The 13,918-nt window shown below is 65.3% G+C and carries 18 protein-coding genes and 2 pseudogenes; 11 read left to right on the top strand and 9 right to left on the bottom strand.

Annotated features, from left to right (window positions below):
- Positions 1 to 83: 83 nt before the first annotated feature.
- Positions 84 to 476 carry a hypothetical protein gene (locus QA600_RS02755; RefSeq protein WP_005554756.1) on the top strand — a complete coding sequence of 131 codons (393 nt, stop codon included), beginning with the start codon at positions 84 to 86 and terminating at the stop codon, positions 474 to 476.
- On the opposite strand, the gene QA600_RS02750 is transcribed toward QA600_RS02755, so the two are convergent.
- Both QA600_RS02750 and hisB read right to left on the bottom strand, forming a co-directional pair.
- Positions 477 to 980, bottom strand: coding sequence for a hypothetical protein (locus tag QA600_RS02750; protein WP_005554754.1), 504 nt, complete (start codon positions 978 to 980; stop codon positions 477 to 479). It lies immediately after the preceding gene.
- A gap of 79 nt (positions 981 to 1,059) precedes the next feature.
- Complete coding sequence (gene hisB / locus QA600_RS02745) at positions 1,060 to 1,647, bottom strand: imidazoleglycerol-phosphate dehydratase HisB (protein ID WP_278290429.1); 588 nt, start codon at positions 1,645 to 1,647, stop codon at positions 1,060 to 1,062.
- 262 nt (positions 1,648 to 1,909) lie between these two features.
- Between hisB and QA600_RS02740 the strand changes: the two genes are divergently transcribed.
- From QA600_RS02740 to QA600_RS02730, 3 genes are all read left to right on the top strand, one after another.
- Positions 1,910 to 2,179 carry a hypothetical protein gene (locus QA600_RS02740; protein ID WP_278290428.1) on the top strand — a complete coding sequence of 90 codons (270 nt, stop codon included), beginning with the start codon at positions 1,910 to 1,912 and terminating at the stop codon, positions 2,177 to 2,179.
- 100 nt (positions 2,180 to 2,279) lie between these two features.
- A complete protein-coding gene (locus QA600_RS02735; protein ID WP_278290427.1) occupies positions 2,280 to 3,809 on the top strand; it encodes a TrkH family potassium uptake protein in 1,530 nt (509 codons plus the stop codon).
- A gap of 151 nt (positions 3,810 to 3,960) precedes the next feature.
- On the top strand, positions 3,961 to 4,260 hold the full coding sequence (locus QA600_RS02730) for a PLDc N-terminal domain-containing protein (protein WP_278290426.1): 300 nt from the start codon (positions 3,961 to 3,963) through the stop codon (positions 4,258 to 4,260).
- A 64-nt stretch (positions 4,261 to 4,324) separates the two neighbouring features.
- On the opposite strand, the gene hisA is transcribed toward QA600_RS02730, so the two are convergent.
- The gene (gene hisA, locus QA600_RS02725; RefSeq protein ID WP_278290425.1) at positions 4,325 to 5,053 is read right to left on the bottom strand and encodes a 1-(5-phosphoribosyl)-5-[(5-phosphoribosylamino)methylideneamino]imidazole-4-carboxamide isomerase; all 729 of its coding nucleotides are present in this window, start codon (positions 5,051 to 5,053) and stop codon (positions 4,325 to 4,327) included.
- A 116-nt stretch (positions 5,054 to 5,169) separates the two neighbouring features.
- Between hisA and QA600_RS02720 the strand changes: the two are divergent.
- The 3 genes and pseudogenes from QA600_RS02720 to QA600_RS02710 all read left to right on the top strand — a co-directional run.
- A pseudogene (locus QA600_RS02720) lies at positions 5,170 to 5,544 on the top strand (SLC13 family permease); the annotation flags it as partial.
- 113 nt (positions 5,545 to 5,657) lie between these two features.
- Entirely contained in the window at positions 5,658 to 6,839 is a 1,182-nt protein-coding gene (locus QA600_RS02715; protein WP_278290424.1) for an inorganic phosphate transporter, read from the top strand.
- 37 nt (positions 6,840 to 6,876) lie between these two features.
- A complete protein-coding gene (locus QA600_RS02710) occupies positions 6,877 to 7,305 on the top strand; it encodes a universal stress protein (protein ID WP_278290423.1) in 429 nt (142 codons plus the stop codon).
- A gap of 97 nt (positions 7,306 to 7,402) precedes the next feature.
- Here QA600_RS02710 and QA600_RS02705 read toward each other — a convergent pair whose 3' ends face one another.
- Together QA600_RS02705 and QA600_RS02700 are read right to left on the bottom strand one after the other, a co-directional pair.
- Complete coding sequence (locus QA600_RS02705) at positions 7,403 to 7,888, bottom strand: hypothetical protein (protein ID WP_278290760.1); 486 nt, start codon at positions 7,886 to 7,888, stop codon at positions 7,403 to 7,405.
- 111 nt (positions 7,889 to 7,999) lie between these two features.
- Positions 8,000 to 9,211: an inorganic phosphate transporter gene (locus tag QA600_RS02700; protein WP_278290422.1), complete on the bottom strand. Its 1,212-nt coding sequence runs from the start codon at positions 9,209 to 9,211 to the stop codon at positions 8,000 to 8,002.
- 192 nt (positions 9,212 to 9,403) lie between these two features.
- On the opposite strand from QA600_RS02700, the gene fer reads away from it, so the two are divergent.
- The 4 genes and pseudogenes from fer to QA600_RS02680 all read left to right on the top strand — a co-directional run bounded on the left by fer (position 9,404) and on the right by QA600_RS02680 (position 11,882).
- The gene (gene fer, locus QA600_RS02695; RefSeq protein WP_005554738.1) at positions 9,404 to 9,793 is read left to right on the top strand and encodes a ferredoxin Fer; all 390 of its coding nucleotides are present in this window, start codon (positions 9,404 to 9,406) and stop codon (positions 9,791 to 9,793) included.
- A 343-nt stretch (positions 9,794 to 10,136) separates the two neighbouring features.
- A pseudogene (locus tag QA600_RS02690) lies at positions 10,137 to 10,331 on the top strand (sulfate ABC transporter substrate-binding protein); the annotation flags it as partial.
- A complete protein-coding gene (locus QA600_RS02685) occupies positions 10,326 to 10,853 on the top strand; it encodes a TOBE domain-containing protein (RefSeq protein WP_278290759.1) in 528 nt (175 codons plus the stop codon). The pseudogene QA600_RS02690 and the gene QA600_RS02685, both read left to right, overlap by 6 nt.
- A gap of 27 nt (positions 10,854 to 10,880) precedes the next feature.
- The gene (locus tag QA600_RS02680; RefSeq protein ID WP_278290421.1) at positions 10,881 to 11,882 is read left to right on the top strand and encodes an A24 family peptidase; all 1,002 of its coding nucleotides are present in this window, start codon (positions 10,881 to 10,883) and stop codon (positions 11,880 to 11,882) included.
- Here the strand turns inward: QA600_RS02680 and QA600_RS02675 are convergent.
- The 4 genes from QA600_RS02675 to QA600_RS02660 are packed head-to-tail and all read right to left on the bottom strand — an operon-like array spanning position 11,874 to position 13,787.
- The gene (locus QA600_RS02675; protein ID WP_278290420.1) at positions 11,874 to 12,104 is read right to left on the bottom strand and encodes a hypothetical protein; all 231 of its coding nucleotides are present in this window, start codon (positions 12,102 to 12,104) and stop codon (positions 11,874 to 11,876) included. The genes QA600_RS02680 and QA600_RS02675 overlap by 9 nt on opposite strands.
- Before the next feature lie 42 nt (positions 12,105 to 12,146).
- A complete protein-coding gene (locus tag QA600_RS02670) occupies positions 12,147 to 12,566 on the bottom strand; it encodes an HIT family protein (protein ID WP_278290419.1) in 420 nt (139 codons plus the stop codon).
- Between the two features lie 50 nt (positions 12,567 to 12,616).
- The gene (locus QA600_RS02665) at positions 12,617 to 13,054 is read right to left on the bottom strand and encodes a Rieske 2Fe-2S domain-containing protein (RefSeq protein ID WP_278290418.1); all 438 of its coding nucleotides are present in this window, start codon (positions 13,052 to 13,054) and stop codon (positions 12,617 to 12,619) included.
- 49 nt (positions 13,055 to 13,103) lie between these two features.
- On the bottom strand, positions 13,104 to 13,787 hold the full coding sequence (locus tag QA600_RS02660) for a uracil-DNA glycosylase (RefSeq protein WP_278290417.1): 684 nt from the start codon (positions 13,785 to 13,787) through the stop codon (positions 13,104 to 13,106).
- Between the last annotated feature and the right edge of the window lie 131 nt (positions 13,788 to 13,918).

Below are 13,918 nucleotides of genomic sequence, written 5' to 3'. Positions count from 1 at the left end.
CGAGTGAAAAGAGCCCGTCGGTCGTCGTGCCGGTCGGTGCCGGATCCGCTACGTTATTGGTCCTCGGTACGGTCTGTCGTCGCATGGACGATACCATCATCGACGAGACGTTCGCCGACGAGCTCCGCAGCGCCTGTCGAACCACCGTCGGGGACGAACTCCGCAGCATCACCTACCTCACCGAGGAGGACGTCGAGCAGGTGTACCTGCGGTCTGATCTCGACCGAACCGCCGACCTCATCGGGTTCGCCGAACACGAACGCCGCGGCTTTCACTCCCAGTCGGCCTACCGAAACACACAGCTCGGCGAGTACGAGGCGACGATCCGAATGTTCGAAAACGGGTACCTGAGTCGCGTGATCCGTGGCTCACACGGCGTCTGGGTGACGACCGACAACATGTCGATGGAGCGCTTCGAGGAGCTGACGAGCGCGCTCAGCGCCGTCCTCGAGGACCACGAGCCGGCCGACGGCTGATCACTGGAGCTCGATCTTGCGAACGAACTCGAGGTCGCGGATCTCGGTGATCACTTCGCCCGGCAGGTCCTGATCGGTGACGAGGTAGAGCCGGGGCTCGTCGGTGAACTCGGGGTCCTCGCTGATCGTCTGCCGGATCGAGATCTCGTGCTCGGCCAGCGTCCCCGTGATCGTCGCGACGATCCCCTCCTGGTCGGCGTCGTCGACCGCGATCGACAGCACCGTCAGATCGAGAACCGGCGCGAGATCCATCAGACTCGGCACCTGCGAGATGTTCTGGAAGATCCGGCGCAGCTCGGGATCCTCGAGGATGACGTCGGTCGTCGAGTCGACGACCCGTCGGTCGACGCCGATCTCGCGGGCGATGCCCGTGTTCGGTATCTCGATGCCGCCGGAGACGACCCGCCCGTCGTCGTTGACGGAGAACCCGCGCTCGAGCAGCAGACGGATCACCGCCTGCTGGCTGGGCGATCCCTCGAACTTCTCCATAATCTCGTCGAACATGTACCGGGCGTACGCGGGCCGGACTATAAGGATCGGTGATCGGTGCGCGCCGGCAGCTCGGTGGGTGTCCGAGGCTGCGCTACAGGGCGCCCTTCGTACTCGGGGTCCCCTCCCGACGGTCGTCGATCCGGGTCGCGTCGTCGAGCGTGCGCGCGAGGGCCTTGAACAGCGCCTCGACCTCGTGGTGGGCGTTTTCCCCGTCGACCTCGAGGTGGAGCGTCAGGCCGGCGTTCATCGCGAGCGACTCCCCGAAGTGGCGGGCCATGTCGCTCGTGAAGTCGCCGATCGCGTCCTGGGAGAACGCGCCGTCGAAGTAAAACCGGGGTCGGCCGCTGACGTCGACGACGGCGCCCGCGACGGCTTCGTCCAGGGGGACGCGGCGATCGGCGTACCGGACGATCCCCGTTCGGTCGCCGAGCGCCTCGTCGAGTGCCGTCCCGAGAACGATCGCGACGTCCTCGACCGTGTGGTGGTCGTCGATCTCGAGGTCGCCGTCGCAGTCGACCTCGAGGTCGAACAGCCCGTGTTTGGCGAGCGCGCTCAGCATGTGATCGAAGAAGCCGACACCCGTCTCGACGTCGGCGTCGCCGCTGCCGTCGATCGCGAGGGTGCAGTCGATGGTCGTCTCGCTCGTCTCGCGGGTTACCGTCGCCGTTCGCTCGCTCATGGTGGATCGATGCCGCCGCCGGTACAAGGTGGTTCCGCTCGGCTCGGGGTCACGGCGGCGGCCGTTTCCAGCGAATGAGTGTAATTCACATGGACGAGGCTCTCAGAAGTGGTTATAAAATTTCTAACTAGTTGTGGAACGGTTTCGAAACGTCTCTTCCAGCACGGACCGGCGATAAAATAGAACTAACCTAATCTAATATTCGATCACTTATATGATAGTTATGGTGAATGTAAGGGATACAAAGAGGTAGTCCCTGGCCATGTCGAACCACTCCCCGCTTCCGAACGAATCGATTACGCCCGCCGACCCGGACGCGTCCACGCCCGAGCGATACCGTCGTCGATTCGTTCGCTCGGTCAAAGCCCCGGCCCAGCTCGTCGCGTTCTGGGCCGCGATCGCCCTCCCGTTCGTCCACCTCCCGCTGCTCGCGCGTGGCCTCGGTGATCCGAACGTCCTGCTTGCGTTCTCCGTGTTGCTCGGGGTCAACGTCCTTGCACTCTACGTCGGGCACGAACACAACCAGGACTGAATCCGCCCTCCGCTCGAACGCGTCCGCGTGAGAGGGATTTCATCGCCCTGCTTCCGTTCCGAACCGATTATCTTCCCTCCTCTCACACCGTCGGGTACACGTGACGATCCGCGTCGACTGGCGCTCGAGCTGTAGCCTCACGGGAACGGTGCTCAAGTGGCTCGCCGTTCCGTTAGCGGCTCCGCTTGCGCTCGCGGCCCTCGACGGCGACGACCCGATTCCGTTTCTGGTCGCGGTCGTCCTCACGGCGGCGATCGGACTCGCACTCGAGTCCCTCTCCGAGGAGCGCTCGCTCGGCCAGCGGGAGGCGTTTCTGATGGTCGCGATCACCTGGCTCGGCGTCGCGGCGGTCGGCGCCGTCCCCTTCCTGTTGGCCGGGCTCGCGGCCGGTCCGCAATCGGCGTTCTACGGCGGGGTTGGCGGCCCGGTCAACGCCCTGTTCGAGAGCACAAGCGGGCTCACGACGACGGGTGCGACCGTGATGAGCGGCTGGGACTTCGAGAACCAGTCGCGTGCGATCATGCTCTGGCGCCAGCTGATCCAGTGGCTCGGGGGACTCGGTATCCTGATCGTCGCGATTGGACTGCTCTCGAACCTGATGGTCGGTGGCGCCCAGCTGATGGAGACCGAGTCCCAAACCCGAAACGTCCGCAAACTGCGTCCCCACATCAGCGACACCGCCCGGCTCATCTGGGGGCTGTACGTCGGCCTCACGCTGCTCGCGGCCGCGACGTTCTACGGGCTCCACCTCGCGGGGCTCGGACCCAATATGGATCCCTTCAACGCCGTCTCCCACGCGATGACCAGCGTCGCCACCGCGGGATTCTCACCGGAGCCCGGCAGCGCCGGCGCCTTCTCGCCGGCCGTCCAGTGGGCGATTATCCCCTTCATGATCCTGGGCTCGACGAACTTCGTCCTGCTGTACTACGTCACGCAGGGCGACTACCGCCGCCCGCTCAAGTCCCAGGAGTTTCGCTTTTACGTCGGCGTGCTGGCGTTTTTCGCCGCGCTGGTCGTGGCGATCCTCCTGCTGGATCCCGACGTCAACACGGGTCTCGAGCCGACGATCCGCCACGGGGTGTTCAACGTCGCCTCGCTGGTAACGACGACCGGCTACGCGTCGACGGACTTCGATCTCTGGGGTCCCGGCGCGAAGCACCTGCTGTTTCTCTGTATGTTCATCGGCGGGATGGCCGGCTCGACGACCTGCTCGATCAAGTCGCTGCGCTGGCTGGTGACGCTGAAGGCGTTTCGACGGAGCCTCTTTACGTCGGTCCATCCGGAGGCGATCCGCCCGCTTCGGCTCGGCAACGAGGTCGTCGACGAGGAGACGGTGCGGGACATCTACGCCTACATCCTGCTCACGCTCGTGCTCTTCTTCCTGCTGACGATCTTCGTGGTCGTCGACGCGGCCCGCACCAGCGACCCCGTCGGCGAGTTCGAGGCGATGGGAGCCTCCGCGTCGATCTTTCTGAACATCGGCCCCGCCTTCGAGCGGGCCGGACCGATGGACAACTACGCTGGCTTCGCCGTCTCTTCCAGGGCGGTGATGATCGTCATGATGTGGATCGGCCGCATCGAGATCATCCCCGTGCTCGTCCTGCTGACGCCGGCGTTCTGGCGCTCCTGACCGACCTTTTGCGCTGCGTGCGGCCACTCTGGGGCCACACTCGGTGGAAGTTCGTGCTGGCGTGTGTCCCGCTCACACCTCGTCCGTTCGCCGCCGAATGGGTGTTCGACTGTTCGAAACATTTATTGTCAATCAAACAACACAAAAATTCATGCCAGTCTCTCTCATAGTGACGGCCGCAGTTCTGTGGCTGTTCGTCAGCGTCTGGGCAGCTCTCGACGCGAGAGATCACAGCTCACACGATCCGCTCCTCTGGGGGCTCACGGTGTTCTTCGGCGGTATCGCCGGAATATTGCTTTACGTGAACGTCGGACGAGATCGAACGGCGGCAGCACCGAGCGAAACCGGTGTTCAGACACCGGAACTCCTCGAGTGTCCGAACTGTCGATCAAAGGAGGTCGCCACCCTGGAGCAGTGTCGATTCTGCGGGGAGCGCCTGGGTGAGACGTAGTTTCCGTGTTCAGAAACCACGATCCGTCTGTGGCTTGGCCGCCACTGACGTACAGCGGTCCGTCTCAGTCGTCGACCGCGGCTTGCGCCTCCTCGAGCGTGAAGTTGCCCTCGTACAGCGCACTGCCGACGACGACCGCGGCCGCACCGGTCTCCTCGAGCGCCCGTATGTCCTCGAGGGTCGCGACCCCGCCGCTTGCGATCACCGGAATATCAGTCGCCTCGACGAGCTCTCGGACGGGGTCGGTGGCGACGCCCTCGAGCTGACCCTCGACGTCGACGTTCGTAAAGAGAATCGCGGCCGCACCGAGTTCTGCGTACCGTTCGGCGGCCTCGACGGGTGTCACGCCGGCGCCCTGGGTCCAGCCCTCGACGACGACCTCGCCGTCTTTCGCGTCGAGGCTGACGACCACGCTGTCGGGATGCTCCTCGCTGATCTCGGCGACGATATCCGGGTTCTCGACGGCCGCCGTTCCGAGGATGACCCGATCGACGCCGCGCTCGAGCAGGTCGACGGCGTCGTCGGCAGTCCGAATGCCCCCGCCTAGCTGCGTGGGGACGTCGACGGCGTCGATCACCGCGTCGATCGCGTCGGCGTTGGCCCGCTCGCCTTCGAAGGCGCCGCCGAGGTCGACGAGGTGGAGCGTCTCGGCGCCGGCGTCGATCCAGCGCTCGGCGGCCTCGACGGGGTCACCGTACGTCTTCTCGGTGCCGCGCTCGCCCTGGACCAGCTGGACGACCTCGCCGTCCTGGACGTCGACCGCGGGGATCACCTCGAACCCGTTTGATTGCATACTCGAGATCGGCGGCCGAGGCGAGTAAAGGCGACGGTTTCGGCGACCGCCATCGAACGCCGACCGTCCGGCGTCCGTCGGAACTGTTACCTATGGAGTGGGAGTGAGAACGCAGTATGCCGGAGCCCCTGGTGCTCGCCCAGGACGTGACGACCCAGCCGGAGCTGACGACGGACATCCTCGTCGTGCTCGGCGTCGTCGCCCTCGCGCTCGTTCTTTTTCTCACCGAGCGGCTGCCGATCGAGGTCACCGCAATCTTGCTCATCGTCGTGCTGGTCGTCTTAGAGCCCTGGACCGGGGTCGATCCGAGCACCGGCGTCTCGGGCTTTTCGAACGACGCGACGATCACGGTGCTCGCGATGTTGATCCTGAGCGGCGGGGTCGCCCGCACGGGACTCGTCCAGGAGCTCGGCTGGCGGATGGCCGCCTACGCGGGCGACAGCATCCACAAACAGCTGTTCGCGACGAGCCCTGCCTCGGGCTTTCTGAGTCCGCAGATCGGAGGCGATGAGCGGGCTCAGATACGGATGGTACCCCAATTATGTCTATACCCTCCAGAGAGGGTTCGGTGGTTATTTTATGACGACACTCGGATTATTCGCTAATGGTCGAAACTCTTCTGCTGATCGGGGTGATTGCTTCGATTTTTGTCGGCTTTAACATTGGCGGCTCCTCGACCGGGATCACGTGGGGACCGTCGGTCGGCGCCGGGATCGTAAAGAAGACGACCGCTGCGGGGATCATGACCGTCTTCGTCTTCCTCGGCGGGATCACCGTCGGTCAGAACGTAATGGAGACGCTCAGCGAGGGGATCATCACCACCGAACTCACGCTGGCGTCGGGGGTCGCCGTCCTCTTTTTCATCGGGTTGGGAATCCTCGTCGCCAACCTCTTCGGCGTCCCCGTGCCGACGTCGATGACGACGGTCGGCGCGATCGCCGGCCTCGGGCTCGCGACCGGGACGCTCAACTACGTGACGATCGCCGAGATCATCTCGTGGTGGGTCGTGACGCCGATCATTGGCTTCTGGATCGGCGGCATCATCGGTCGGTACGTCTACCCGGAAATAAACCGGCGGGTGGAGATCGAAAAGACAGATGGACCGTTGCTAACCCTCGATCGTGGCGGGACGGTTCCGAAACCGGCACTCGGCCCGAACACGACCTGGTCGGAGGTCGGTACCACCGCTGTTGTCCTCGCCATCGGCTGTTATATGGCGTTCAGCGCCGGCGCGAGCAACGTTCCGAACGCCGCCGCGCCGCTGGTCGGCGAGGCGGGACTGGAGGTAAACACCGCAGTCATTATCGCGACCCTCGCTATCGGCCTCGGCGGGTTCACCATCGCCCGCCGGACGATGGACTCGGTCGGCGGCGAGCTGAGCGACATTCCGCTGCTCGCGGCGCTGTTCGTCATGGTAACGGCGTCGACGATCACGACCGCGCTCTCGTACATCGGCATTCCGATCAGCCTCGTGATGGCGACGGTGATGACGATCGTCGGAATCGGCTGGGGCCGAGCGACCCGACCGATCACCTTCCGCGAGGCGGTCACCCGCGACAACGAGGCCCGAGAGCGCGATATCGAACTGGGCGTGATCGTCGCCGAGGAAAAGGAAGGGAAACCGGCGCCCGCCATCGGCGAAGCGGAGACCGAAGAAGTGCTCCACGGGAGCGATCTATTCAACCCACGCGCCGTCATCAAGTACGTCTCGATGTGGATCATCGGACCGTCGATGTCGACGCTCCTGGCGTACGGCTTCTTCACGCTCGTTCCGGGGGTCGTCTGACCGTGGTATTACGATGCTGGGTCGCGTACGTCGGCGCATGCTCTCGCGAATCCTGGTCCCGATGGACGACTCCGATCAGGCTGGACACGCCCTCGCCTACGCCCTCGATAACTTTCCGGACACGGACATTACCGTTTTGCACGTCGTCGGCGTTCCGTCGATGATGATGGGCGACGCTGTCAGCCTCACGCTTGAGGACGATCTCGACGAAGCGGCTGCCAGACGCGCTGAACCGGTGTTCGAACGCGCCCGCGAGATCGCGAGCGAACGGGGCCGAGAGATCGACACCGTCGTCGGCGTCGGCCATCCCGCACGGAACGTCCTCGATCGCGCGGAGGAGTACGACACGATCGTCGTGGGGAGCCACGGGGCGGACCGAGGTCGGGCGTCCCGCCGCTTCCTCGTGGGAAACGTCGCCGAGACGATCTCGAAGCGCTCGCCCGTGCCGGTGACGATCGTTCGCTGATACGGGTTACTGTACGTCAGTACCGGCGTAACCGGACCCGTGCGGCGGTTGCGCCGGGAAATCGTTACAGCCATCCGTATGAGGCGGACGTCCCCGGCTACTCGCTCGCGTCGTCCTCGACGGACTCCTCGACGATCTCCTCGACCTCCTCGGCTCGCGGCCGCCGATCGATTCGTTCGTCGACGGCCTCGACCTGAGCCTGTACCTCCTCGACCTGCTTGCCGACGGTTTCGCCGACCGTCCGCTCGACGGTCTCGCCGACAGTCTCCTCGACCTGTCGTTCGACGGCCTCTTCGACGGTTTCGCCGACCGAGCCCTCGACGGTTTCTTCGACCTGTTTGCCGACGGTTTCGCCGACCGACTCCTCGACTGCCTCTTCGACCGTCTCTTCGACGGCCTGGGTCATCCACTCGGGATCGAACCGGGCCATCTTCCAGACGACGTGGAGGACGTATGCGGAGAAGACACCGACTCCGAACGCGATCCCGATGCCGAACTCGAGCGTCGCGATCAGGACGATCGAGAGAATAATCAACGCGCCGTACGCGAGGTCGACGGCGGCGTCGACGCGAACCGGGCTCAGCGCCACGAACGCGTCGACCTCCGTTTGACTGCGTCTCGCGGTATCGTTCCAGACGAGTGCATCACTCCGTTCAACGACGAGGACGGCCAAGTCTGTTGGGAAGTCTCGCCGTCAGAATCCGAAGATCGGAACGAACCGGAAGGTGAGGAAGGCCCCGATCGTCGCGAGCACCGGGACGAAGTTCTGGATGAGGATGACCCGTGCCGTCGTCGACGGGTCGAACAGATCCGACGCCTTCGGGATGTCCTCACGGCGTTCCTCGCCGATCGCCGGCGCCGCTTCGCCCTCTTCCTCGGCGGTCAACGCGCCGACCGAGACGGTGGCGTCGCCCTCGCCTCGAACGGCGTCAGAGACGGTCGTCGTTCGCGTCGCCCGACCCCAGCCCAGACCGACGATACTCATCGTCGCGACGATCACCAGCTGAACGGGGATGCCGATCGCCGACAGCAAGCTGACGATCGTCGCCGACACCGTCATCACGACGACCGCGGCCGTAAGCGGCAGGTTCGTGATGTCGTTGCCCATCGTCTCGAGGGTTCGCCGGGCGATGGTGAACGCGCCGATGGTGACGGCGATGCCCGCGATGATCACGCCCCACTCCATGTTCGAGAAGGTGGCGAGGACCCCGTCGTCGAACTCGAGGGCTCCGGCGCCGACCAGCGGGGCGACGGCGTTCGCGACGTTCGAGGCGCCGGAGCTGAACGCCATGTAACAGCCGATCCCGACGACGATCAGCGAGCCCGTAATCTCGCGTCTGTCGGTCCCCTCGGCGACGCCGACCTTCGGGATCGTCGAGGATCGATCGACGGTCCAGAGCGAGGTGTCCCGGCGGGAGATCGCGACCCACTCGTTTATCCGCGTGTAGAAGTACCGACCGATGACGCCGCTGATCCAGAACGCGATGATCGGTGCGACGATCCACCAGGAGACGATTTCGCCCATCGTCGCCCAGTTGAGCGTCCCGGTCGCGAGCCCGAGGCCGGCGATCGCGCCGACGGCCGTCATCGATGTCGACGCCGGCACGCCGAAGAGGTTCCCGAGGAACAGCGCCAGCCCGATGAAAAAGAGGACGGCGATCCCCGTCTCGAGGGTCAGAAGGCCTTCCTCCTCGATGATCCCCTCGCCGAGCGTCTCGACGACGGCCGGCCCGATGAACCACCCACCGATGAAGAAGAAGATCGACATCAGCGCCGCGGCGCCGAGCTTCGAGAGGACCTGGGCACCCACGGCCGGGCCGAACGAGACGCCGGTCGTGGCTCCACCGATGTTGTACCCCACGAAGACCGCGACCAGTACGCCGATCAGTAAGAGCGGCTCAATCACGGACGGTACGAAGTGATGATTCGGGATAAGTGATGCTACTCGCTACGACGCCTCTCTCGAACTTCGTCAGGAGACGGGGGTGTCACGACGACCGACCGGCGCCCGTCGACTCTGCGCTTCGGTCGGCTCGGCACCCCTTGCTTGCAGACGGAACAGCAAGCTATACCAAGGCGGGACTCGAATCGTCGTGTGATGCCCACGGTAGAATACCTCAACTACGAAGTGCTGGACGACCAGGGCTGGGAAATGGACGACGACGACCTCTTCGACGAAGCCGCCGACGCCGGTCTCGACGAGGAGGACTACGGAACCCTCGACGTCGCCGAGGGCGAGTACATCCTCGAGGCCGCCGAGGCGCAGGGCTACGACTGGCCCTTCTCCTGCCGTGCGGGTGCCTGTGCGAACTGCGCAGCGATCGTCTACGAGGGCGAGATCGACATGGACATGCAGCAGATCCTCTCGGACGAGGAGGTCGAGGACAAGAACGTCCGTCTGACCTGTATCGGCTCCGCCGAAACCGACGAGGTTCAGATCGTCTACAACGCGAAACACCTCGACTACCTGCAGAACCGCGTCATTTAATCGGCCACGAGGCCGCGCGATTTCGCTTTTATTTACAGGTCCGACAGACGAAGCTCTGTGACGGCTCCTCCCGCGTACTGATCGGTCCTTCGTTTGCTTCTCCCGCTGGCCGCTCCGGGACCCAGCAGCCGCTCCGAAGCTCGCAGCGCGAGTTCGTCCAGTTGCGTCGAGCGGGAATCAACGGTAACACTTCCTAACATCGATCCTACAGCTCGAGGATCGGTGTGGCCACTTCTCCTTGCTCGAGCCCTGGCGCCGACGGAGTAGTAACCACTTTCAGTTTCCTCTTACTCAGCAAGAAACTGTGTGAGATTTCATACTGGCCGCACGCAGAGTATGGTATATGACTCGAGACGAGGGGAACGGCAGCGGTCTCCGGAGCCGTCGATCGGTTCTCGCCGCAACGGGCAGTCTCGTCGGTACGACCGCGGCGGGCTGTCTCGGAAGCGACGGGACGTCGGTGAACGTCCTGGCGGCCGGCAGCCTCGCTCACACCTTCGAAGATCACGTCGGGCCGGCGTTCGAGGACGAAATCGGGCTTCCGGCGACCGTCGTCGCTCGCGAGCCGCCGACCGTCACGCTAGGCGGACAGGAGATCACGCTGCGGAGCAGCGCCCGTTCGCCGCCCGCGGGAGCGTCGGTCACGTGTCACGTCCGTCCGGAGGATCTGTTGCTCACCCCCTCTGCAGACGCCGGAACCGGTGAAACGACGCCTTCGATCTCTGGTGAGGTCGCGACCGTCACGGACGTCGGTCGCCGGTACGACGTGACCGTTCGCACCGAAACCGGTGGCGAACTCGTCGCCGAGGTCACCGACGACCCGCCGACGGCGGGCGAGCGCGTCGCGATCGAACTCACACGGGACCGGATCGCGGTGTTCAACGCCGACAAAAACGAACGGGACCGCCTCGTCGCTGCAAACGAAACGGGGGGTGAGTCCCACAGCAACGCTCTCCGGTGGCGACCCGTGTCGATCCGTCCGGTAGGAGCGACCGGTTCCGGCCACTTCTTATCTGACCGAGTCCGAGAGGAAACAACCGAAACCGGGCCGAAAAGATAACGCCGACGCGCTCGAGAGTACCCGGTTGTGACACCCATCGACGTCGCGACGGTTCCGGATCTGTTCAGGCTCCTCGCCGTTCCGGTCTTCGGCTGGGCGGCCGTTCGCGACGTCAGAACCAGGCGGGTCTCGAGTTCGCTCTGGATCCCGCTCGCGCTGCTCGGTGGCGTCCTCCTGCTGTGGGACGCCCTCGTAGCCCGGGCGGCCGGTCCCGCCGTCTGGCAGTCCGAGTTTCTCGTTCCCGCAGCGATCAGCCTCGGCTTCGTCGTCCCCTTCGCGTACCTGTGCTGGTGGTTCGGTGCCTTCGGCGGCGCGGACGGGAAGGCGCTGCTGGTACTCGCCTTGCTGTTCCCGACGACGCCGCAGTACGTACTCGGCTCCTGGACGATCCCCGTCGCGGCGTCGCCGATCGGTGCGTTCTCGTTCGTCATCCTGACTAACGCCGTCGTCGTCGCACTCGCGATTCCGCTCGCCCTGGCGGTCCGAAACGTCGCCGCCGGTCGCCTCACTCGCCTCGCCTTCGTCGGCCGACCCGTCCCCTGGGAGCGGGTACCGACGACCCACGGCAAACTGCTCTCGGCGCCCGGCGACGACGGGGGTGGCGGACTCGACCTCGACGCCCTTCGGATGTACCTTCGGTGGCGCGGCCTGACGCTTGCACGACTTCGGGAGCAGCCCGATCGGTTCCGGGATCCCGCGACGCTCCCCGACGAGCCGAACCCGCCGACCGACGGCGCCGTCGCCGACGGACCGGTCGGCGACGCGGGTTCCGCTCTCGAGGAGCCGGTTCGGGACGGGGGCGACCGATCACGCGAGTACGACGACCCCTGGGGCGCCGAGGCGTTTCTCGAGGATATCGAGGGCACGGCGTACGGAACGTCGCCAGCGGAGCTTCGAGGGGGACTCGAGACGCTGGCGACCCGCGACCGGATCTGGATCTCGCCGGGAATGCCCTTCCTCGTTCCGCTGTTTCTCGGACTCGTCGTCGCGCTCACCTACGGCGACGTACTGCTGGGACCCCTACTGTAGGGTCCGCTCGTACGCCGGGACGAGGACCGTCCAGAAGAGGACGAACGCGGCGCCGACGCCGATAATCAGCAGCCAGGGCCACTCGGCGACGATCGGCAGCCCACCCAGCAGCAGCGAGACGGTGCCGACGAGCAACAGCGCGGCGACGCAGACGCTCGCGAGTTCGATCGTCGCCGCGACGGGATTGGCTCGCAGCCGAGCGCCGACGTCGGGAACTCCCATATGCGACCCTCGAGCGAGGGGATCAAAACTGTCACGGCCGGCTCAGCTTCGGGACTCGATCTCGTCGGCGATGTCGTCGAGTTCGTCGTCGGCGATATCGGGCGCCTCGCCCGCGATACCGTGGATCGGGCCGCCGCCGTCGCCCTCGAACCGGGGAACGATGTGGCAGTGGACGTGGGGAACTTCCTGACCGGCTTCCTCGCCGTTGTTAAAGGCGACCGTGGAGGCGTCGGCGTCGACGGCTTCTTCGACGGCAGGAACCAGTCTGTGGATCGTCGCGTAGAGCTCCGTCGCGACGTCGTCGGGGACGTCGTTCAGTCGCTCGTACTCCTCTTTCGGGATCACCAGCGTGTGACCCGGCGCCAGCGGGTTGGCGTCGAGGAAGGCGACGGTCGTCTCGTCCTCGTAGACGATGCGTGCCGGGATCTCTCCCTCGACGATCTGCGTGAAGATCGTACCCATACGCCAGTGTGTGTCGGCTCGCCGTAAGAAGGTTACCCGGCGATCCGCGCTCAGAACTGGATGTGAGACGTCGAACTCGGTCCGCCCTCGTCCTCGTCGTTGCCCGCCCCACCCTCCCGAAGGAAGCTGGCGTCGTCGTCGGTCAGGTACACCTCCCCGTCCTCGACCTCGATCCCGACGTCGACAAGCGTCGTGTTCGCGGCCTCGCCGTTGTCGCAGTAGCCCGAGCAGCTCTCGAACACCGAGCCGTGTTTCGGACAGACGATCCCACCGTCGCGAATCACGGCGCCGACGTCCTCGCGGTGGAGCCGCTGTTCCTCGTGGGTACACCGGTTGACCCACGCCTCGACGGGACCGCGATCGTCGTCGTCGCAGGGGACGAGGATCACCTCCTCCTCCTCGTCGCCGCGAGCGTCCCGGACTGTAAACAGCCAGGACCCCTCCTCGAGAACCGTTTCGACGCTCGTCAGCCGGTGTCGAACCGCCATACCTCGAGTTGGGCGGCGAACGGCTTAGGCGTCGGGGCTGGCGAAGGGCTTAGGCGTCGGTGCCATCGACGAGTTCGTCGAGCGTCGCGCCGATCTCGGCGAGGTACTCCTCGGGTTCGTACCCCATGCGGACGATCCAGACGTCCTGGTAGGAGGGATGCAGAATCGGCACGAGCCAGGTATCGAGCGTCTCACAGCGCACGGGCTCGAGGACCGAGTCGATGAACCCCTCGAGCCCACGGTCCTCGGCCGCCAGTACGGATTTCGTCGCGTGCTTGCCCGTCGCGAGGACGACATTGGGCTCGAGGGTCTCGACCTCGGTCACCAGGTGGGCCCGGCAGTTCGCCCGCTCCTCGTCGGTCGGTTCGCGGTTGCTGGTCGGATCCTCCTCGCTCGCCGGAAAACACTTCACGGCGTTCGTGTAGTACGACCGTTCGTCGTAGCCGACCCGCTCGAGCATTCGCCGGATCCGTCGACCAGAGTGGCGGGAGGTATAGGCCTTGCCCGTCCAGTTACCCCCCTTCCAGCGGTCGGCGTCGGGGTTCCCGGAGCCGGGCGCCTCGCCGACGACGAGCACGTCGGCGTCGAGCGGCCCGGTTCCCCACGAGATGCAGTTTCGGTTCTCGGCGAGGGCGGGACAGCGCCGACAGTCGGGCTCGATGACGTTCCTCGAGTCGGGAAACGGCGGCTCCGGAGCGACGCCGGAGTCGGTCTCGTCGTTCGAAGCTGGCACGGGCTCGTTCGGGGCTCGAGGCGTATAGGCCGGTCGGATCGTCGGCAGAGCGAGGGACAGGTTTACCTTCACCGGGGGACTCTCGGAGGACAATGGGTTCCGAACTTATCGCCGAATCGCTTGCACTGTTA

The sequence above is a fragment of the Natronococcus sp. A-GB1 genome, from assembly GCF_029688845.1.
Lineage (GTDB): Archaea > Halobacteriota > Halobacteria > Halobacteriales > Natrialbaceae > Natronococcus.
The sequence above is the reverse complement of the archived record's forward strand: the minus strand, read 5'-3'. Positions and strand labels throughout refer to the sequence as shown.